Origin of the sequence: Paenibacillus sp. FSL W7-1279, from assembly GCF_037969845.1 — a bacterium.
GTDB lineage: Bacteria > Bacillota > Bacilli > Paenibacillales > Paenibacillaceae > Paenibacillus_AQ.
The window spans coordinates 6,929,382-6,950,714 of the sequence record NZ_CP150215.1; the positions used below are offsets into that span (position 1 = coordinate 6,929,382).

The 21,333-nt window shown below is 46.6% G+C and carries 13 protein-coding genes; all 13 read right to left on the bottom strand.

Annotated elements, in window-relative coordinates; translation table 11 throughout:
• Positions 1 to 37: 37 nt before the first annotated feature.
• On the bottom strand, positions 38 to 760 hold the full coding sequence (locus tag MKY82_RS31455; protein ID WP_071219809.1) for a response regulator transcription factor: 723 nt from the start codon (positions 758 to 760) through the stop codon (positions 38 to 40).
• 4 nt (positions 761 to 764) lie between these two features.
• Positions 765 to 1,919, bottom strand: coding sequence for a sensor histidine kinase (locus MKY82_RS31460; RefSeq protein WP_113061599.1), 1,155 nt, complete (start codon positions 1,917 to 1,919; stop codon positions 765 to 767).
• A 45-nt stretch (positions 1,920 to 1,964) separates the two neighbouring features.
• Positions 1,965 to 4,667, bottom strand: coding sequence for a stalk domain-containing protein (locus MKY82_RS31465; RefSeq protein WP_339295035.1), 2,703 nt, complete (start codon positions 4,665 to 4,667; stop codon positions 1,965 to 1,967).
• A gap of 452 nt (positions 4,668 to 5,119) precedes the next feature.
• Positions 5,120 to 6,325 carry a methionine adenosyltransferase gene (gene metK / locus MKY82_RS31470; RefSeq protein ID WP_339295036.1) on the bottom strand — a complete coding sequence of 402 codons (1,206 nt, stop codon included), beginning with the start codon at positions 6,323 to 6,325 and terminating at the stop codon, positions 5,120 to 5,122.
• A gap of 224 nt (positions 6,326 to 6,549) precedes the next feature.
• Positions 6,550 to 6,837: an alpha/beta-type small acid-soluble spore protein gene (locus MKY82_RS31475; protein ID WP_100540939.1), complete on the bottom strand. Its 288-nt coding sequence runs from the start codon at positions 6,835 to 6,837 to the stop codon at positions 6,550 to 6,552.
• 186 nt (positions 6,838 to 7,023) lie between these two features.
• Positions 7,024 to 7,533 (bottom strand): hypothetical protein, encoded by a 510-nt coding sequence (locus tag MKY82_RS31480; RefSeq protein ID WP_339295037.1) that lies wholly within the window; start codon positions 7,531 to 7,533, stop codon positions 7,024 to 7,026.
• A gap of 180 nt (positions 7,534 to 7,713) precedes the next feature.
• Positions 7,714 to 11,241, bottom strand: a complete 3,528-nt coding sequence (locus tag MKY82_RS31485) for an S-layer protein (protein ID WP_339295038.1) — start codon at positions 11,239 to 11,241, stop codon at positions 7,714 to 7,716.
• Positions 11,242 to 11,609: 368 nt separating this feature from the next.
• Complete coding sequence (locus MKY82_RS31490; protein ID WP_071219815.1) at positions 11,610 to 11,954, bottom strand: hypothetical protein; 345 nt, start codon at positions 11,952 to 11,954, stop codon at positions 11,610 to 11,612.
• A 250-nt stretch (positions 11,955 to 12,204) separates the two neighbouring features.
• Positions 12,205 to 15,843 carry an S-layer homology domain-containing protein gene (locus tag MKY82_RS31495; protein WP_339295039.1) on the bottom strand — a complete coding sequence of 1,213 codons (3,639 nt, stop codon included), beginning with the start codon at positions 15,841 to 15,843 and terminating at the stop codon, positions 12,205 to 12,207.
• A gap of 217 nt (positions 15,844 to 16,060) precedes the next feature.
• Positions 16,061 to 17,185 carry an MraY family glycosyltransferase gene (locus MKY82_RS31500; RefSeq protein ID WP_071219817.1) on the bottom strand — a complete coding sequence of 375 codons (1,125 nt, stop codon included), beginning with the start codon at positions 17,183 to 17,185 and terminating at the stop codon, positions 16,061 to 16,063.
• A gap of 114 nt (positions 17,186 to 17,299) precedes the next feature.
• The gene (locus MKY82_RS31505; RefSeq protein WP_071219818.1) at positions 17,300 to 18,058 is read right to left on the bottom strand and encodes a WecB/TagA/CpsF family glycosyltransferase; all 759 of its coding nucleotides are present in this window, start codon (positions 18,056 to 18,058) and stop codon (positions 17,300 to 17,302) included.
• Between the two features lie 5 nt (positions 18,059 to 18,063).
• Positions 18,064 to 19,308, bottom strand: a complete 1,245-nt coding sequence (gene csaB / locus MKY82_RS31510) for a polysaccharide pyruvyl transferase CsaB (RefSeq protein WP_339295040.1) — start codon at positions 19,306 to 19,308, stop codon at positions 18,064 to 18,066.
• Positions 19,284 to 21,302, bottom strand: coding sequence for a DUF5693 family protein (locus MKY82_RS31515; protein WP_339295041.1), 2,019 nt, complete (start codon positions 21,300 to 21,302; stop codon positions 19,284 to 19,286). Before MKY82_RS31515 ends, csaB begins: the two co-directional genes overlap by 25 nt.
• Positions 21,303 to 21,333: the final 31 nt, after the last annotated feature.

A 21,333-nucleotide genomic window follows, 5' to 3' on the forward strand; every position in this document is an offset into this window, starting at 1 on the left:
CCCTATGTAAGACGCGTCCGTGCATTCGGATCGGCGATTACAACGTCACCCAGCCATATTTGATCGAGTTGATAACCGCTTGCGTACGGTCGTCCACTTCCATCTTCTGCAAAATGCTGCTGACGTGGTTTTTTACAGTTTTTTCACTAATGAACAGGTACTCCCCTATCATCTTGTTGCTCTTGCCTTCAGCCATTAGTCTAAGCACTTCCGCTTCGCGCCTTGTCAATGGGTTATTCTCGCCTGCCACGAACTTGACTCCAGCTTCACGCGAACCGCTCTCAGCCATAGCGCCTGCTTCGTTTACATAAGTCATCCGGCGGAGCTGTTGAATAAGCTTGCCCGTAACTTTCGGATGGATAAATGCATATCCCTCATGTACCGAACGAATCGCATTAATCAGTGACTCGGCTTCCATATCCTTCAGGAGGTAACCGTTTGCTCCCTTACGGAGCGTTTCAAACACATAACTCTCGTCGTCATGAATCGACAGAATGATAACTTTGATCTCAGGAAACATTTCACGTAGTTTCTCAGTTGCTTGAACGCCATTTTCGGTAGGCATGTTGATATCCATCAGCACGATATCCGGCTTCACTTCATTACAGAACTCAAGTACTTGAATTCCATCGCCGCATTCTCCGATTACGTCAATGTCGTCCTCCATATTCAGTATACGCTTCAGACCCTCCCTAAATAGCTGGTGGTCATCCGCTAATAATACTTTTATAATCGTGTTCTCTTTTTCCAAATGTTCCATCCGATTACTCCTTTCTCTTTTCTACGTTCGTCGGGATATGAATCACGATCTTGGTTCCTTGATTCTCAGCTGAATCGATCTCCATTCTCCCTTCGAGCAGCTCAACCCTCTCCCGCATGCCAATTAACCCAAAGTGGTCCTTGCTTTTCTGCTCCAGCAAATCGACATTGAATCCCAGGCCATTGTCCTGTACAACGATTTTGACCAATTGCGCCTGGTACGTGATTTCAACAAGCACATAAGTCGGGTAAGCATGTTTTGCAGCATTCGAAAGTGCTTCCTGCACCAACCGGTAGATGGCAGCCTCCATCGCAGAAGAGAGACGATGCTCTTTTCCCCGTGTCTCGAAGATCGTGCGGATTTTCGATTTCTCTTCATAATCATGCACGTATTTACGCAGTGTGGGGATTAATCCTAGATCATCGAGTGCCATTGGACGCAGATTAAAAATGACTTTTCGCATTTCCTCCAAGCTCGATCGAACCTGGCCCTTCAAATCTACTATTTCGTCCTGCACCATCTTAAATTCCTGCTTTGCGAGCATTCTTTCTACAATTTCCGTCCTAAGAACCAGATTCGCCAGCAATTGTGCAGGTCCATCATGAATCTCTCTGGAGATGCGTTTCCGTTCCTCTTCCTGCGCCAAAATAATTTTGAGACCAATGACCTGTCTGTTTTTCGCAGATTCGATGATTCGGGATACCTGCCCCAGCTCCCCGGACAAGTATTCCAATACCACGCCCATCTGAGATCCGATCGATTCCGCACGCTCCACGGAGCTCTCGACATTACGAACCCGCTTCTGCAGCTCATCTCGTCTTGCCTTCAGATACATTTCCTTCTCCCGGTAGATCATGAGGTCAAGCTGAAGCTGCGTCGCTTTCTCATACGCCTGCTTGATGTCCTCTTCCTTGTACCGGACAAAATCCCGGCTGACCTCGGTCAGCCGGATCCGGGAACGGCGGTAATTCAGCTCCAGCTGATCTACCTTCTCTAAGGTTTCCGTCGTTTCTTTTAATGTCCGCTGCAGTTCATGATTGAGAGACGCGAGCTCCTGCCGCGACGCCTCCAATATTTCGAACATTTGGTATTTGCTGTCCTCCATCACTTTGATGGCATTTTTTATGACACGGTCGATGGCATCGGCTTGATAATCCACGCACTCTACTCCATTTCTAACGTTTCATATACATATCATACCATATCACGATTCGATCGTAACGGTCTTCGTGTTCTTGTCCCATTTTACTTTAAGGCCTAATTGCTCGGAAACGAGACGAAGAGGGACCAAAGTCCTACCACCTTGAACCATAGGTGCTACAGCCGCCGAACTGCGCTTACCGTTTAGAATGAATTCCTTCTTGCCGACCGTCAGTTCCATGAGCATGCCGCCCCTCAGGACACCCACCCGCTGAGCGGATTGGTTCCAGGTTGCTTGCCCGCCGAACGCGTCGAGCACATGCTTAATCGGAACGTAAGTCGTTCCATTCTTCAAGATTGGTGCCGAATCAATTGCCACTTTCGAACCATTCAGCATAAGCGATTTTTGCCCAATGGTCATGACCGCTTTGCCTGTTGGAAGACCTTCATTCCCGGATAGGGACGGCATCGTAAAGCGGATATCGTCAAAAGATACAGCTCCTGTCAATGCGCGCTCATCCTGGCCTTCTTCCACGTTCACCACATACAACCGCTTCATCTGTGCCGGGAATGCAATGTTATGTCCGCTGAGATCGATGCTCAGTGTTTTCCAGCCGCTCCAATCAATTGCTTTTGCCAAGTCGACGTACACGGTTTTCCCATTATTGTCCTTGAGCTCGGCGCGCAGCCAGTTCAGGCTGTTATCTCCCTCCACATCGATGGTCATGGCCGTTGCCTGTGCAGGGATCACTTTGCCAGTTGCGCCATTCAACTCGGCGTAAGCGTACATTTTTTGCCCTAATCCGCCTGTCATATCATAGGTCAAGTTCAAGACTTTAGATGATGCTTTTGCTCCGCTGCCATTTTTGATCGCTGCAGCCCCGGTAACTGCCGGTACATTGGTCGTGAACTTCACCGGGTAATTCACATTCTCGAAGTTCTCCCATGTGCTCTCGCCCGCTGCCGATAAAATAACGACCGTGCTAAAGCCGTCATAGCGTGCGATGGCATAACCGACTTTCGTATTGCTGTTCACGGAGGATACGGTCAGGCGGCCGTCTTTTACGCTGCCTTTAAATCCGATAAACTCCCATTTCAGCGCACTGCTTGGAACTTCCAAGCTTTGACCATTGCCTGTTACGGCCGTCACCGGCACGGAAACGCTCGTTCCAGCCTGCAGCGGTGCGCTTGATACGCCGGTAGTCAATGCAACAAGATCATCCGCGCCCAGCACTTTGACTTGCATCGTAGCTTTCGTGCTGCCGCTTACTGCCGTCAGTGTTGAGGTACCCGGCTTTGTCGCTTTAATGCTTTGTCCGTTGACCGCTAAATTGCCGTTGCTGGACTTCCAAGTCGGTTTAATCGAACCTGCCTCAATTGGATTATAGTAAGTATCATAGCCCTTCAGTTCATACGTGCCGATCTGGCCGATCAGGAGCGTGTTGCTTCCGCTTACTTTTAAGCCCTTCAAGCTGCCCTGAGGTGCCGTTGAGAACACGCCAAGTGCGTTAACGATGCTGCGCTGCGTGGTGCCGTATTCCGTATTGAAGGTCAGCTGCGTGTTCATCTCGGCAAGTGGACGGTTTACCATCGTTGTCGATCCTCCGCCGTCCAGGTTCATTCCCTTCCATACTCCAACCTTCGTCATGAAGTCCTGAAGCTGCTGCAGCGTCATGCCTTTGCTGTTATCGTTGCTCTCTGTGGCAATCAGGTAAGCGTAACGACCGTCTTTGGAGTAACCTACGGCTGTTCGTGCCCTGCTTCCTCCAATCGAATTCACGTTTCGCGAGAATGAAGTGGCCTTGCCGTTATCCACCAGAATCGTATGGCCACCAATCATCATTTGGAGTGTAGATGGGTCCAGTTCTTTACCCGATTTTTTGGAAACTAAAGCATAATCGGCTTTCAGTCTCTGTCCAACTGCCAGATTTTGTTTCACGAACTCTGCCGCAGCCCCATGGGTTCGCAAAATGTAGCTTCCCTCCGGTATCACTGTTGGCAATCCTGCCATTACTGAAATATCGGTGATGACCCCATCCGTTACCATAACCTCCGTTGGCGTTGTCGAGCTGTTCTTAGGACGCTCAATAGCCTTCCATGCGCTGGTGTAGATATAAGCTGAATTCGCATGGCTATACGTTGATCCGGTGCCCTCAGGAGCATAAGAGGTTTTGTTCATCCCCGCGAGTGGGAATGAGGCGCCATTTTCAGCTGTAATACTCCCCGAGAATGCAAACTCATCCAGAATTGGCGTTCCATCGTTCGTTACTCCAAAAGCATACATGCCTTTCAGGTCCGATGGGGTTGACATCAACTGACCGTTCGATACTTGAGCACCCATCGGAGCCCCTTCGCTGCCGGTATTAAAAAAGTCACCGTTAATAGCAGCAACCGCTCCGTTCTCCTTAGCCATTCCGCCCGTGCTTTGTCTCGTTGTAAATTGATTCCCTTGGCCTGTCATGACATCCAGTTTCACGTACTTGTTGTTCAAGTCCACCCGAATGACATTAGCCAGCGATTTTGCGCCAGTACTGTTGATATACTGATATTTCATTAAAACCGCACCGGAAGTAATGATTTCCTCACCAAGCTGCTTAGCCGATGTTGATGCCGCATAAGCTACCGAGGATGTTGATAGATTCCCTATCACTGGTATTCCGCTGCCCAACACAGGACCCACCCAGATGGCCCCTGCCAATGTAATAATCAACCATTTCTTGCCTACACCAGATGTTGTAGACTTCAGTGTTTTCCCCTGACTAACCATGTAATCGTAACTCTCCCATCTCTTGTTCGACACGGATGCCGAACATATAAAGTCTCTAATTAATAGACTTCATTTTTGCGGAAAAGTTACGAATTTGTTATAAAAAAACACTTTCGCGTATCGTACACCAAGTCTTGCTAGATTTGTACCGGGATTTTTTAGGAGTTCATGTAAATCAATCCTATGTTACTATATTATTATGTAAAAGTAACTAGTTTGTCATAAATTATATTCCTGTTTTTCCATTTATTTAATGAAAATGCTGATAACCACGATAGTTCATTGACTCTTTTAATTATTTCATTTTTGTCATATTATCTGGTTCAGCTGCGTTGAATCTCTACTCATAATTAGAAAAAGAAGCAAAAAAGACATGCACCGATTTTTTTCAGAAGAAAAATTAAATCAGCACATGCCTAAATTTTATATCTGTTACATATCCTAAAATTACCTTAGTTTACGCCAGCTTGTTCTTTCAAGGCTTCCGCTTTGTCTACGCGTTCCCAAGGGAGATCCAGATCCGTACGTCCAAAATGTCCGTAAGCAGCGGTTTGTTTGTAGATCGGACGGCGAAGATCCAGCATGCGAATGATTCCAGCCGGACGCAGGTCGAAGTTGTTACGCACAAGCTCAACCAGCTTCTCTTCGCTCACTTTACCTGTTCCGTAAGTATCTACACTAATCGACACTGGGTTAGCGACACCAATAGCGTAAGCCAATTGAATTTCGCACTTGTCCGCAAGTCCTGCAGCAACCAGGTTTTTAGCCACGTAGCGAGCCGCGTAAGCAGCGGAACGGTCAACCTTTGTAGGATCCTTACCGGAAAATGCACCGCCGCCATGACGAGCGTAGCCGCCATAGGTGTCCACGATGATTTTGCGGCCTGTCAGACCAGCGTCCCCTTGAGGACCACCGATTACGAAACGGCCGGTTGGGTTAATGAAATATTTAGTTTCTGCGTCCAGCAATTCAGCCGGTACGACAGGAAGAATAACTTGTTCTTTAATATCCTTCTGGATTTGCTCCAGTGTTGCTTCTTCGGCATGTTGAGTCGAGACCACGATCGTATCCACGCGAACCGGGGTATTGCCGTCATACTCAACCGTTACCTGGGTTTTGCCATCCGGACGCAGGTATTCCAGCGTACCGTTTTTACGAACCTCGGACAAACGACGAGCGATACGGTGAGACAATGCAATCGGAAGAGGCATCAGTTCTGGGGTCTCGTTCGTTGCAAAACCAAACATCAGACCTTGGTCGCCAGCACCAATGTTCTCGGTTTCCTTGTCCACTTGGGAAGGATCACGATTCTCCAGTGCAGCGTTTACCCCCTGTGCAATATCGGCCGATTGCTCATTCAGCGATGTCAACACCGCACATGTATTGGAATCAAAACCGTATTTTGCACGGGTATACCCGATTTCCTTCACGGTATTGCGTACGATGGATGGAATATCCACGTATTCAGAGTTAGTGCTAATTTCACCAATGACCAAAACAAGACCAGTCGCAACGGAAACTTCACAAGCTACGCGTGCGTTCGGATCGTTAGCCAAAAAAGCATCGAGTACCGCATCAGAAATCTGGTCACAGATTTTATCCGGATGTCCTTCAGTTACGGACTCAGATGTAAATAAACGTCGCCCTGTTAAAGACATGAGATCAACCTCCCATATGAATAGTATGTGATATATCAAGAGGTCCTACACAAAAAATGAACCTTTTCCGACAGGAAAAGGTTTGAAATGTACAATCCTCAACATGCATATTAACTTATTTGTTACCAGGTGTCAATCCAGTAAGTAAGCTGTTTTTCAAGGATTTTCTTGGGTTTTTCAATCATTTTAATCAAGATTAAGTTCCACTTGTAACTGAAAAACGACTACAGTCTACCGAAGAGACTTTGTTCAGCGTTTCGAACCAAACGTTTAGTGATCTCTCCACCAACGGATCCGTTCTCACGGGATGTTAGATGTCCCCATCCAGGACGACGGCTGGAAGATCCACCTCCGATGGTTCCTAACTCGGAACCAAATTCCGTATCGGCTCCATTGGAACCGCTACCATATCCCACGGGTAATCCAAACTCTGCTGCAATTTCGTATTTCATTTGCTTCAGCATTTCACGACTCTCCGGTACCACTTGACGGTTACGACTGCTGCGTGCCATGAAAATACACCTCCTGTATTGGTTTTTACAGATGTATTATTTGTCGATTTCAAGGCACTCACACGTATAAAACGTTGTCACAACTGGCAATAATTATAAGAGGAATAAGCCGGACAAAAGTCCTCGCCATACCACTCGAGGATGAGCGATATCAGCAGGTGTCTAACGCACTCTAGTTGCCAATCATTACTTAATGGTGTAGCCGCCGCGCACCATGACAATCAGATTGCTTGTCTGTCCTTCTTTCACTTGAATGCCGCGACCTTCACGCGGGAAGGAAAGCAGATGGTTCTTAGGCGCCACTTGACCATTCAACAGGTCTTTACCATCGGTAAGGTCTGCAACTCCGCTAGCGACTTCTGTGTAGATCACTGCGTTACCCGAACGGACAATGAACTCTGTTCCTGCGTCTGCAATAAGGATCTTGCCTGGTTTCAACGCAACGTTCTTAACTTCGTCAGCTCCCTGGGATGGCTCAGTGGGATTTGTAGGATTTGTTGGGTTCGTAGACCCTCCACCACCGCCATTCAGCGCTTGCTGTATTTGTTGGTCTACGTAGCTTTTAGTGACGACCGGGTCGTCGGTTGTGCCTGGGGTGGTGCTTGCGCCGGTTGCGGTGTTGCTGTATACTGCGCCGATCCATATGCCTGAGCCAATGGCCAGGGCAGTAAGGGATATTTTCCAGTATGATTTCATAAATGATTTGTTCCTCCTCATCAGTTTCCTGCTTATTCTATTAATTCTATTGAAAATTGATAGGAAGATCAAGCAACGGCTACTGTGGAAACGTCCTTGTTAAACTTGAATACAAAAACACACCGGAGAACTAAATGTTCCCCGGTGTGAGCTGGATTTGATTATTTGTACAGGTTAAGATTACTTCGCAATTTGTACAGAAATTGCTTGCTCTTTACCTTTGTACTCAACCTTGCCGATCAGTTGCTCACCAACAACATCAGCATCTCCAGTTGTTACAACAATGGTGTTACTGTTATTTGCAGTTGCTGTATATTCTTTTCCAGCAATAATGACTTTATTATCAACAACTTTAGTTACAGCGTTGTTAAGTCTAACAGTCAGTTGTCCTTCCTGTGCAGCTTTACCACCATTGAACTGATATGATGCTGAATCAGCAATTGAACCAGTAGTATCACCTTTTTGAGCTTCGTAGTTTACATCAGCGGTAAGAACTGCTGCAACGATATCAGAAACTGTTGCATCGTTATTCACAGTGATGTTAAGACCATTGACTTTAACTTTATCTGTTTGTGCAGCATTTTTTGTAACAACGACGGAGTTACCGTTAAGCCCGGTACCAACAGATTTAGCGACAAACTTCAGGCCATTTTGATCTGCAGTTTGGGCAAGAGCACCCTTATCAGCAACAGTGACTAGTGTACCTGTTACAGATACAGAGTCAGTGCTTTGAGCTGGTGGTGCAATTTGATACTCGCTGGATTTAGTAACATAAACCCGTGGAGTGGAGCCTGCTGCATACAAGTAGCTTGCATTATCTGCTACTTGGAACTGAACAGGGTTGTTAAGAGCTTCCTGATCATAAATATCTACTCTGATCACGCGGTCCGAAACTCTCTCAACTGTATAACCGGCTTTGTTGATCACTGGATTGTTAGTCTTACCAACATTTTTAAGAATGATATCATTCTTAACGTCAGCATAGTTAGCTGCAGCTGCTTCAACATCAACAGAGAAGGTTACTTCAAAGGAGTTATATACAGCTCCGGTAGCATTTACTCCATTCTTTCTTGTATCATCCACTTTTACTACTCTTGGTGCAGCAGCATTGTTCACTGGCATTGTAGCATTGGTAGCTAAGTTAAGTTTGTTATTCGAGTAAGTTTCAATGGAGTTGTTTGCAAAGATTGTGATTTCGCCACCATTAAATTCACTGCTTGTTTTCAAAGTAACAACACCATCATTGATGCTGACACTTGATGGATATTGACCGTTCACCAGGAAGTCGCCTGTGCTAGCATTTGCAATAACATGGTTAAATGTCAGTTCAAATGTTTTAGCATCTTTTTGTGTTGCTCCAACCCACTTCACGGAAGCTCCCGCTTCAGTCAATACTTGGTTATCCAAGGATACATATTGACCAGTTTTAGATTTCAGACCGGTAGTCCATACTTTCGAAACAGATCCGCCTGGTCCAAACGTTACGCGAGTTCCATCGATGTACTCTGGGAATTGAAGGACTACAGACTTACCGCCGTTAACTGGATTCACAGTCACATCAGCTGGAATAGCGATGTTCTGTGCGTCAGTATAACCACTCTTCTTAAAGGCAATGAAATAGTTGGCTTTACTTTGCAGAGTAGCCAGATCCATTTCTCTACCGAAGTTCAGAGTAAGCTTGCGGTTTGTATTGTTGTAATCAACGGAGGAAATCATTGGGTTCGCAGTGTCATTAGCTACGAATGTCCCTTTGTATTCCACCACTGTATTACCCAAAGCCGTACGGTCTTTTACGTCTTTAACTGTCAGATCGTAAGTTCCGTATTCAAGCTTGCTGAAGAAGTTAACATAGAAGATTTTGTTGGAAGCATCAGCTGCAACAACATCTTTCACAGGAATCGTATCGTTACCTTTTTTAACTGTGTAGTATTTTTTGTCAGCTGCATATACAGCTTTGTCAAAACGTACTGTCAGTGTATTAGGTCTGTCAGCACCGAAACTTGTTTCAACTACGTGCGGTTGTACCAAGTCAACACTTGCCGTAATTTTATGTTCTTTTACTGGGTTAGCGTTACCGGAATAGTCTTTAACTTCAACAAACAGAGTTGTTTCATATCCAGGCAGACGGTTTTCAGTAAAGTCAATCTCATATACGTTGCTGGAGATTTGAGTTACTTTACCTGTCTTCTTGCTGTCACCAGACTTCCAGTAGAAGCTGTCGTTAGTTACAGTATCCGGATCGATCTCTTCGTCAAATGTTACTGTTACTTTTTCCAAAGTTGCGGAGACTTCAGTAACCTTTGGACCTTCAGTATCTACTGCAACCGTGAATTCTTTAGTATCAGCAGGCGATTTCAGACCAGCGTAGTCTTCGATCAGGGAAGTTGTCAATTTATGAGTTCCCACAGAAATATTGCCTGTGTAGTCTCTCAGGATAACTTCTCTTTGGTCCGGACCAAGCTTCACGTTGCCAACGAATGCTTTGTCATCCAGTTGGAAGTTGCTGCTCGAAGGCGAAACGATTGGCTCGGAGAAAGTCACCTTGATTACTTTCGTACCAAGAGCTTTCACTTCGGTTACAGTAGGCAGAGTGTTGTCGGAAACAGTGAATGACAGCTCGCCTTGTGGAAGCACAGAACCACTATCGTTTTTCACGTTTTTAACAACAGCTTTGTAAGTTGTACCTTGAGTGAATTTGCTAGATTCGTTCAACAGGATGCGAGCAGTTTTACCGTCTGCCAGCAGCGTGATCGATTTAATCCCTTTGGAGTTGGAATCGATGACGTAGTTGTTTTTGTCAGTAGCAGTCACTTTATCAACTTTACCGTCGAATACAACTTCAACCTCTTTCAGGTTCTTAGCACTTGCGGATTCCACTTTAGTTGCAGATGTTACGACCCAAGTTACACTTTCAGTGTACTCGTAGTTGTTATGTGTGAATTTCACTTCAGTTGCAGTGTTAGCTTTCAGAGGAGTTTCCAGTTCAACTTTCACGCTTTCGTTGTTAGCAAGTTTGAAAGTTACAACTTTACCGCTCTCAGTTACATCATAAGAAACCACTTTTGGTTTTTGTTGCGACAGGTAGATTGTGTAAGCAACTTCAACCAATTGGGAACGGGAAGCGTTAGCTTTAGGGTTTGTTTTAGCATCTACCAAACCAGCGTTGATTGCTGCTTGAACATAACCTTTAGCCCAGTCAGAAGCGTTGTTGTTCGTTTCTGTTGGAACTTCAAGCTTTTGAGCAGTAACGAGAACCTTCGCCATTTCTTGAACGGTAATTTTACCGTTGAAGTCGAAGATCATTTTCGTAGTGTTCTTACCTTCCATGATACCTGCAGCGTATACTGCTTCTACATAAGGAGCTGGCCATTTGTCAGCTTTGTAGTTTTTGTCTTTGAAAGACGCTTTGCCTTGGATTGGCTCAAGACCCATGATGCCTACCAAAACTTTCGCGAACTCAGCGCGAGTCATTTCTTTGTCAAGACCAGCAGTTCCATCTGGATAGCCAGTGAAGATACCTTTTTCTTTCAGTACATCAAATTTCTGTTGTGTGTTAAGCGCATCGTCACCGAATGCAACAGAAGCAAACATGGAGAATGCCATTGCTGTAGACAGTGCTACGGATAAAATTTTCTTCATAACCTTTTTTTCTCCTCCTTGAATCATCACTTGATTGTTTTCTTTAATTTGGTAGCTCTTATCACTCATTGTCCTGCACCTCCTTTCCCGAGTTGAGCATAAATCATAAATGATGTCTGTGACGATATCACAGAATCTTGTTAACGAGAGAACACTACAAACTAGAATAGATTCCTAATCCTACCTAGGTATTATACAACGAGTCCCATACTCCGTAAAGAACATTTTTCTAATTAATAGACAAGTTTCTTGTTTCGGATAATCTTGGGTTGCTCATTGGGTTCTACATTATAAACGTTTGATTTCTCGAAAAGTTGCGGTTGTTGCAAAGTTTTTTTAAAAATATTTTCGAAATCATTTTAGATTCGCATAACATTGGGTTCATTACATATTGCGACAACAAAAAAAGACGCCCTATGGGCGCCCTTTGTAGAATCCTAGCGAATCTTCATAGCAAGCTGGATAATGCGTGCACGCATCTCCGGATTGCTATGCAGTGTTTCGTACATCAGATCAATTTCCGCTTTATTCGTACGATATGTTTTGTCATGTTTTATTGTTGTATGAGACCACTGGATCAACGCATTCTCTGCCGCTGTCATTTCGTTAAATGAATCATGAAAGCCTGTCTCAACAACGAGTCCCTCCATGACTTCCTGAGTTATCTCATCATGAGCGGCACGAGCCAGCTCAATCTTCTTCTCCATCACTTTGGCCTTTTCCTCGAACTTGGTCTTCGCCTTCATGTAGTCGAGCTGCGCTTTTGATAATATCGGCTTCATAAATTCATCTTCACCCTCTAAAAATAGTATGTGCTTCCGCTATTGTAGCGTATTCTACATGAAATTACAAAACAATAGATATTGGTAAACGGTTTCCTGGCCTCTGATAACACCCATAAGATCTTGCTAATTATGCCATAAATAACCTTATCCATTAAAAACCGCGCATGAAAAAACGAGAGCACTGCCAATAGAAATTGGGCATCTGCTCTCGTTCCTTTTCCCTACAGTTTCTTCTTATTTATATGGCCTACAGCATTTTGAGTTTGCCCATCATGCGTTTCACGATCGTCGCCGTATCTGCACGATTCAGCACGGCATCCGGATTGAAGTTATACGTTGGTTTCTTCTCCCCTTCTTTCAAGCTATTCGCAACACCAGTGATGATACCGGCCTTACTTACAGCAAGAATGGCTGGGTAAGAATAATTCGATTTGATTTTGCCTACATCTTCGAACTGCTTCTGAAGTGCTGCTTTATCTTTTTCGATTTCACCCATCTTCAGGTTCAATGCGCGTGCAATCATGTTGGCCGCTTCTTCGCGAGTCAGTTCCATATTAGGAGCAAAGCTTCGAGGCGCTATGCCGCGAATGATCCCTTTTCTGGCCGCTGTCTCAATGTAACGGTAATCCCACTGCATGCTGTTGACTACACTTTCTTGATAGATGTCATCAAACGTCAGCTTGTTCTTATCGGTATCATAATCCAACGGAATATCGAGCAGCTTCACTATAATAGTAGCTAATTCACCGCGAGTCATTGGATCATACACGCCGAATGCATCCGTCTTGGATGCCTTCATATATCCTCTTGCCAGCATCAATTCAATATCGTTACGGGCTGTCTTATGCGAAATCGCATCGGAGTAGCTATAACGCAAGGATTTAACTGCGTAATAACCAAATCCCTTAAATGGTGCCGTAACAGTTTTCTTCTTGGCGTCTACTTTCCCGCCGATGTTGATCCACGTTCCTTGGGAAGGGTTATACCACCAAATACCCAGGTTGCTGGAAGCTGAGTTCACCAGTGCGGAATCATATTTCAAGGTTATCGTACCTTTTTGAGACAATTCCATCCAGTTCTGCGGAATCAAGCGTTGATGAAATTCGTTTCCTTTTGCGTAAGGATGAGCTGCTGCCTTTACGTTAAAGTCCTCAATGTTGCTACTGTATGCATTAAGCGAACCCGCATCCAGCCAGTAAAGAGGTGATGAATAGCCGTAATGGGCTGCCGGAGTGAAACGGAACGCATTGTTGTTATCCCCTGGAATGAGGGACAAACGTCCATCCATTTCTACACCGTTCTCGATTTCACCAATTCGATTGTAAGCCTTAACGGTCCGCCCATCGATCTGGTTGGCAATACCAAACAGGATGTCATGCTCACCAAGCAGATTGATCGTAGGCACTTCTGCATTCGGACTTGATTTAGCCTGTTGAAGCACCGTGCCTTTCGGCAAGGACAGGGACAAATCACCCTTGAATACTTTAACCTTACCTGACTTCGAAATATTCGTTTTAAACTGAGAGCCTTCGGTTGCATCATCCGTGTACGTTACAACGAATTGCCCGCTTGTCTTTTTGGTGCCTTGTTCGATCGTAAACTTGATGGTGTTTTTGCCATTTTTCAGGTTCTTGACTTCAAGACGGAATATGTCGCTGATCTCGGATTTTACCATTGGCGTTTTGCCAATCAGAATGGAGTCCGCGCCTTCAGCCTTGATGCTTACCTCTACAAAGTTCTGTTTCAAAACACCTTCGTTAGGAAGCCTAGGAGAAAGGACTTCGTAAGGCGCACGCTCACGCGTAATCTCAATGGTATCCGTTGTGGTAACCGACTGATAACGCGAACCGATGCTGATTGCCTGCAATCCTACCTCAGGAAGTGCTAGCTCTTTAAACACAACGCGGGCAGAGCTGGAGTTGGCTCCATTGACAATGGAATAGTACAGGCTGTGATCCGCTTGATTAATGGCATCCAATTGCGTCTTCAGTGCACCGCCAGAGAGCGTCCAAGTTCCTGTGTTGTCTTTGGTAAAGACTGCAAAGATGGATGGCGTAGGATGACTAAGGTTCACCGTAATCTCATCCGTGTATTCCACCTCAAAGCGAAGACCCAGAGCCTTTTCATATGTGTTATAGGCGTTCTCGGCCGTTTCTCTGAACAATCCATCCGGATCGGATTCTGTTGCGGAACCAACCGGGAATGGAATCATGTTTTTGATTACCGAGCGCGTATCGCTAAAATAGAGCAGAGTCAGCTTCGTCGAGATTTTCCCGCTCTTGTCAGCGACCACCAACGTATTCGGACCTGGAATCAGCTGCAGGAATGCAGCATCAGAAAAGCTAAACTCGCCGTTTCCGTTCACTGTCAAATCGCCAGTATTACCATTCAAGGAAATCGTAAGTCCTGATGTTCCCGTGTAGTTCACAATCCGACCCGTAACTTGATTGAAATCTGTACTATTCTTAAACACCTGATTGTTATACAAATGATAAATATCAATATAAGTGGAGGACAGGAACGTTACCGGGATCACCTTCGTATCGGAGACGCCCGATGCATTGCTGACCTTGATGATCAGATTTTGTTGTCCTGAAGGCAAATTCGTGATTTTGAAAACCGTGTTACCATTATAGGTAAGTTTCTGGGCAATCGTGCCGCCGCCCTTGCTCGATTCAATCTCAACATCACCTGCGTTCACTTGTTCCACCATTAAGTAGATCGGCAATTCGTTCAGGACCGTATCGTTACCGCTTGGAAAAATGGACTGGGAGGTAGCCGATACCGTTCCCCCGCTCTCTGTTACACCGTATAGTTGATACACCTGCTTGATTGTAGGTGCATTGACATCACGATAAGTGAAAGGATTTTTCACGTCGAAACCAGTGGTAGTGTCCTTAGTGTAAACAAAATACTCCCCGCTCTGTGTGATGCTAACCGAGCCAGTGGTTGTAAAAGGATACATCAAGCTGTTACCCAGGATGCTTGCTGCTCCTACGGTTGCCTGCGAGCTCATGATTGGCACCGTGGATCCTGTCGGAAACACAGATACTTCAAGAGTTGGCGGCACCGCTGGCGTACCAGCCGGAGGAGCATCCATGATAACATAACCGGAGATGACGCCGTTCACATTACCGGTTACAACGGTCTGCCCATCGATCTTGGTGTTACCGATCTGCAGTTGATTGACCGTCAGGGAGCCTGTCGGATGATAGACAACCTGTCTATTGATGGTCTGAGTTTTCGATTCCGAGTTCACGACGATCACCAGATCGTTGACACCCTTCTGCAATTGGATCCCTGCGGAGTAAAACGTATCACCGCCGCCCGGATACATTGCCATGCCGTTAACCGTCACGCCTTTGGAGCCATTGGTTGCTTTTACCGAGATACTAACCGTCTGCGTGGTAACGACAACCGGCTTGGAAGCATTCTCTTCCAGCACACGTCCATCACTGAGCGCTACTTCATAAACAGCCGGTACATCGGAGAACTTCACATAGGCTGTGGCACTCATCTGCTGACCTTGCGTGCTCATACCCGACACAATGATTTTGTTCACGCCCTGATTCAATTGGACATTCAGGAATTGGAACGTATTCGCTGCTTCGTCCAGGATCGGCTTGACACCTGTTCCGCCCGTGGTTGTGTCATCGAAGCGTTTAATCTCATACGAGATGGTATTCGGGTTAATGCCATTGTAGGTACCCGAAACCGTAATGGAATTCCGGTTCTCCGGTGTTGGGGAGTTCGGATCCGTACTTAGATTGGAAAAGTGAAAATACAAGGCTCCATTTGCAGCAGAAGCCGGTAATGCCGGAATTAGGGAAAAGAACATAGCAATGGCCAATAACAGGCTTGCTATTGTACGGAAATTTTTCTTCAACGGTTGTGCCTCCTTGATCATTCGGACGTTGGCGTCCGTTTTGGGTGTTACATCGTTCACTGGGTCCCCTCGCTTTCACTGACAGATTGATTCTAGCGCATAGTTCATATATCGGAAGCGAGTGTCCTATTATTTAGCAAAAACCACAAAAAAGCCTCACCCTTTTTGGGTGAGGCTGGCATGTCCTATCCGGACACATCATGAAAAAGAATAAGTTCTACTTCGTGCGGCTTTCGGGATTTGCCTTCATTCGCATCCGATTGATCAGACCCAGAATCGGCCGTTTGGTCTTGCCGACCAGTCCGATAATTTCCGCACCGATCTGCATGAAACACATCATGACGCAGATCACGACGAAGGTGACCCAGTTGGCTTCATACATGGCAGCCGAAGATTGAATGACTGCCAGTACGCCGAAAAAGGCGGCAATCACGTAAATAATCAACACCGTCTGACGGTGACTGAATCCAAGCTCGCGCAGACAATGATGCAGATGTCCCTTGTCCGGAGCGAAGATCGGTTTCTTCTGGATTTTACGACGGATGATAGCGAAAAACGTATCAGACAACGGAACACCGATAATAATCAGCGGCGTAATGAAGGATACAATCGCAATCTGTTTAAATCCAAGCAAGGACAGCATGGCCAAACAAAATCCAAGGAATAACGAGCCCGTATCCCCCATGAAAATCTTGGCCGGATGGAAGTTGAAGAACAGGAACCCGATAATGCTGCCGAGCAGAAGCAGGCATAGCAAGGCAACGGTGGTGTTGCCCATCAAGACGGCCATGACCAGAATCGTGCCGATCGCAATGCCGGAAACACCGGCTGCAAGTCCATCCAGTCCGTCAATGAGATTAATCGCGTTGGTTACGCCGACAATCCAGAAGATTGTCAGTGGAATCGATACCCAGCTCTCCAGCATGGAGTACCGATCCTGGAACGGTATATTTACAAAGTCCACGGTAATATTAAATCCGAATACAACTACGCAAGCAGCTGCAATTTGAGCCAGAAACTTCACTTTGGCCGAAAGTTCAAATCGATCATCCAAGGCTCCGATCAATACGATCATGGAACCGCCGATCAGAAATGCCTTCATAAAGTTGGCATCCCGAGGCGACAGGCTATCCGGAAGAAAAGGAAGAACTGCAATCAGTCCAAGAATAAAAGCCAGATAAATGCCGAGTCCCCCGAGTCGGGGCATGATCCGGGTATGAACCTTGCGGGCATTAGGAACGTCAACGGCACCAATCTTAACCGCAAACTTCTTCACAAGCGGCGTTAAGAGCAGGGCGAGCGTCAGCGATACGATAAACCCGATGATGTATATCATTAACATGTAATCATTCGACCCCCAATAAAAGTCTACCGGTTGAATTATACTCCCTTCGGGTCCAAAAACCAATACCAATTTCCGGTGAAATCCCGGATTCCCCCCACAGAAATGAGCCATTTAGCTCGATTTCGTTACGTTTTCTTTCTCGCGCAGCACTTTCACTACGAATTTCGGCAGCGCAAGCATTCTTTTGTAACGGGTGGGCTCCTTCAGAAGGCGGTAAAACCATTCGAGACGAAGCTTTTGGAATACTTTCGGCGCCCGCTTCAGTTTGCCGGAGATAATATCGAAAGATCCCCCGACTCCCATAACAACCGGAACTTGAAGCGCTTGTTTATGCTGCGCAATCCAAGGCTCTTGATTGTCCGCACCACGGGCGACAAACAAAATATCCGGTGAAGCTGCCCGAATCTGCTCAATGACGGCAGCATCTTCATCAGGTCCAAAAAAACCGTCCCGGTACCCGCATATAATCGCAGCCGGATATTGCATTTGTAACCTTTCGGCAGCTTCCTGAATCACTTCGGCAGTGGTTCCCAGCAGAAAGAACTTCCATCTATAGGTTTCCCCGACCTTCAACAATTCATGTAACAGCTCAAAGCCGGTGACGCGCCCCTCCAGCGGTTCGCCGCCCACACTGGCGGCCCAGACGATCCCCGTCCCATCCGGAACGATGATTTCGGCACTTTGCATCATCTGTTTATATTCCGGTTGGTTGACGGCCGTCATCACCATGATCGGATTCGCCGTTATGACATGGTGGGGCTGCCTTGACTGAACAGCCTCGGTCAGGAATTTCACCGTATCTTTCATACTAAGCTTGGAAAAAGGAATCTCGAACACCGATACGGTAGGAAATGGATAGGTCTGTTTCATGTTTATCATCCTCTATGGCGTAAATATTGGGCAATGTGGCGTGCAGGCAGCGCAGCCTCTTGTTTCAATACGGATATCTGCTCGCCGTGCTCCGCCTTCCATGCCGCTGCATCGTCTAACAGCTTCAGCATCTGATCCTTTAACGCATCTGCGTCAAGTGATTCACTGCTTCCCGCAGGTTCGCTGCCCAGCCGCTTCAAAAAGTGATTGATTTTCGGATCATAGGAAATTCCGAGCAACGGCACACGCTGATTCGCGGCATAGATCAGGCTATGCAGACGCATGCCCAATATCATATCACAACGACTAACCTCTCGCAGCATGTCCTGCGGCTGCTTCTCATCACGATAGAAACTGATAATCGAACCATTCTTGGAAATATCGCCAATGCCGCTAGCAATAAACTGCGAAGCCTCAAGATCATCCGGCTGATGAAAAGGGAGGAAGCGAAGATGTACCGGACGATGTGCGGCTAATGCCTTTAAACCTTCCGCAACAGCCTTCAGCTCTTGGCGTTCCGGATGCCAATATCGAACCGAAATACCGATAATCGGCAGAGATCCTTCCCCTTCCGTTTCGCGATTGGATAATGAGGACTGCACTAAAGGTTCTTCGAATGATTCACGATGTTCTTCTATAGAAGAAACTGATGCGGCATCGTTCTCTTCTAACCCCGATCCCGGGTTGAAATCAAGCTGAACATCCTCCCCCTCTGGCAGCGGCAAGCCCATCACCGGATCGGGTACGACGTGAATGGCTTCCCCTGATATTCCCATCGACTGAAGCAGTTCACCTGACTGAATGTCACGCACCGAGATGTAGGTGCATTTTCGGAAGATCGAGCGAATCATCGGATAAAACAGCTTACGGTTGACCGGACCAACGCCCTGCGCATAAATGAACGTCGGTTTACCAAGCCACTGCGCGATCTTGAGGACGCCCAGATAATACGGGATTGTCTTTGGGCTGGTGGCATCCTGCAGCAAGCTTCCTCCACCGCTGATCAAACCGTCGCTGTCCTTGATTGCCTGTCGAACTTCTCCCAGTTTCATTCGGTGTACGGACTTCACCCCATAGGCAGCCGAAGTCCAATCCGGGTCAATGGAAAGTACAACGGGATTGATCACAATCCCCGTTGCCTTACCCTCCTTCTCCAGAGCGGTCAAGATGGATTTGAGGACCGCTTCGTCACCGCTATTTTTGAATCCGTAGTATCCGGAGATGACTATTGTCTTAGAAGTGGAGACCATCGTTTCCAGATCCCTTCTGCCACTTGCCATACCAATATCGCGATCAATCCGATAATCAAGCCGAGTCCAAGACCCAGTACAACGCGAATGGCCGAAATATAGAGTGGCGTGTGAATATGCGTGAATGTTCCGACCATCGACAGCTGCCCCATTACACCGATAATGAGCAGATAAACGGCATGACGGTATTTAAATGACAGGAACACGCCGAGTACCATCATTGGATGGGCAAGCAAGAACTCCTTATTACGCGGACGTACGCCAAACGTATTTTCCAGGAATGTACGGAATGCCATTTCGATCGACGACACAGAGCCTGCATTACCTGTACGAGTGAGATAGTACCAACCGACAATAGCCACAATACCGGCTGCGATAACCCATGTAAGCGAGATCGGTGCTTTAAGCAGTTTCAGAATAGAGCTATAAGTAGATCCCCCTCGGTACAGAACCACGTAGATTGCAATGAGTCCTATCGGCGCTGCAGCCAGCAAGCTCACGCCGCGGAACTGATCCAGAACGAGCATATAGGTCACATTATTCAATAACGCAACAACGATCGGTACGGCAGCAAGCGACAAGATCGTGGTCTTTATCAATAGTACGATCGAATGGGTCACCCTTCTGCCAGAACTCATGTCCGGTATACTCTGCTGCGTTTCATTGACTTTGCGAATCGCCAGAATGACGGCAACCGTTGGAGCACTGATTGCCGCAAATAAAGCCAAGGCCTGTTCAAGCAAGGTCGGCTTCAGAACATACAATCCGGCACTGCCCAAAAGCCCGATCAGGAAAGCGGCAATCGTAAGGAACGGAATGTAATAGGAAATCATGAGCGTGATCAGGGCTACGGCTCCGACAACAGCCCCAAGCTTGAAGTAACGCTGCAAGGAAGAGTCGGTCACCTTAAACGGCTCTGCTGGACCCATGGTGAAGCCATTGTCCTCGATCTGCTTAATGGCCTGACCCGTACCAGTCAAACTGTCAATCAAATTATCCAGCGGGTGAGTAACGGATGCCTTGGTCATATCTCGGCTCGGCTCCGCGTTTAAATAGAACATTCGAATGTTACGATCTTTGGAAGCCAGAGCAAAACGGTCTCCAATAACCTCAGGCTCCAGATTAGCATCCCGCTCGCTTAAGGAATAAATACGGGTTACGTTGTAATCTGTTAAATAAGCAAGTTTCGTAAATCCTTTTTGAGGACGCTTGATATTCTCAATCGCCACGAGGCCGATGCCATGTTGGTTCAAAAGCTCGCCAAAGGAATCCAAGCTTTTCATGTCTGCATCATCATTGAAGCCTCTTGCGGAATCACCTTCAAACAAAATTCGTTTTACGCCGTTGTCCGCAAAGTACGCCATCAGCTTCTCCATATAGGCCTGGTCATACGGAAGACTGTCCGACAGACGCGGCACAATATTAAAGCCCTTCTCTCGCAGCATGCTTATGGTAATAGGGTCTGGAGACAGCGGCTTAATCACCGCGTTGGAACGCGGAGTTTCCAGCACCAACCCATCCACTCCACGATCGAACTGCCAGGATCTTACCGGAATACCCAATCTCGTGTAGGTTTCTTCGATAATGGGTTTAATTAAAGTCGCGCTTTCCTCGTTCAGGAATGAAACATACGTAAAATTCTCGTTCGGGGAGATCGTCGTACCTGTCAGATCAGCGACCTGCTGCCCGTCATATACCGATATTCGCCGCGATTTCACCAGCTCGTCCAGCGTGCTTTCATAAAGCGCCATACTGATTACGCCGGCTTCTTTCAGGCGATCCAGCTGCTCAGATACAAAATCCTGCGGCTTGGATTGATACGCCGCGACATCCAACAAATCCCGATAATCAAACACCAGCTCTACATTCTTTGATGTTGATTCTGTTTGCAGTCGGTCATAACCTACCGGCAGGGCCGCTGCAACGCCAAGAACAACCAGAATCCACAGCCACTTGCGGGCTGCTGTGTTCCAGCGTTTCCAATTCTGAACCACGAAAGTACCTCCTCATTGAACCTATGGAAAT

Coding starts and splice junctions, on each gene's coding strand:
- MKY82_RS31455 (WP_071219809.1), bottom strand. CDS start 760: ATGGAACATTTGGAAAAAGAGAACACGATTATAAAAGTATTATTAGCG.
- MKY82_RS31465 (WP_339295035.1), bottom strand. CDS start 4,667: ATGGTTAGTCAGGGGAAAACACTGAAGTCTACAACATCTGGTGTAGGC.
- metK (WP_339295036.1), bottom strand. CDS start 6,325: ATGTCTTTAACAGGGCGACGTTTATTTACATCTGAGTCCGTAACTGAA.
- MKY82_RS31475 (WP_100540939.1), bottom strand. CDS start 6,837: ATGGCACGCAGCAGTCGTAACCGTCAAGTGGTACCGGAGAGTCGTGAA.
- MKY82_RS31480 (WP_339295037.1), bottom strand. CDS start 7,533: ATGAAATCATACTGGAAAATATCCCTTACTGCCCTGGCCATTGGCTCA.
- MKY82_RS31485 (WP_339295038.1), bottom strand. CDS start 11,241: ATGAGTGATAAGAGCTACCAAATTAAAGAAAACAATCAAGTGATGATT.
- MKY82_RS31490 (WP_071219815.1), bottom strand. CDS start 11,954: ATGAAGCCGATATTATCAAAAGCGCAGCTCGACTACATGAAGGCGAAG.
- MKY82_RS31500 (WP_071219817.1), bottom strand. CDS start 17,185: ATGTTAATGATATACATCATCGGGTTTATCGTATCGCTGACGCTCGCC.
- MKY82_RS31505 (WP_071219818.1), bottom strand. CDS start 18,058: ATGAAACAGACCTATCCATTTCCTACCGTATCGGTGTTCGAGATTCCT.
- csaB (WP_339295040.1), bottom strand. CDS start 19,308: ATGGTCTCCACTTCTAAGACAATAGTCATCTCCGGATACTACGGATTC.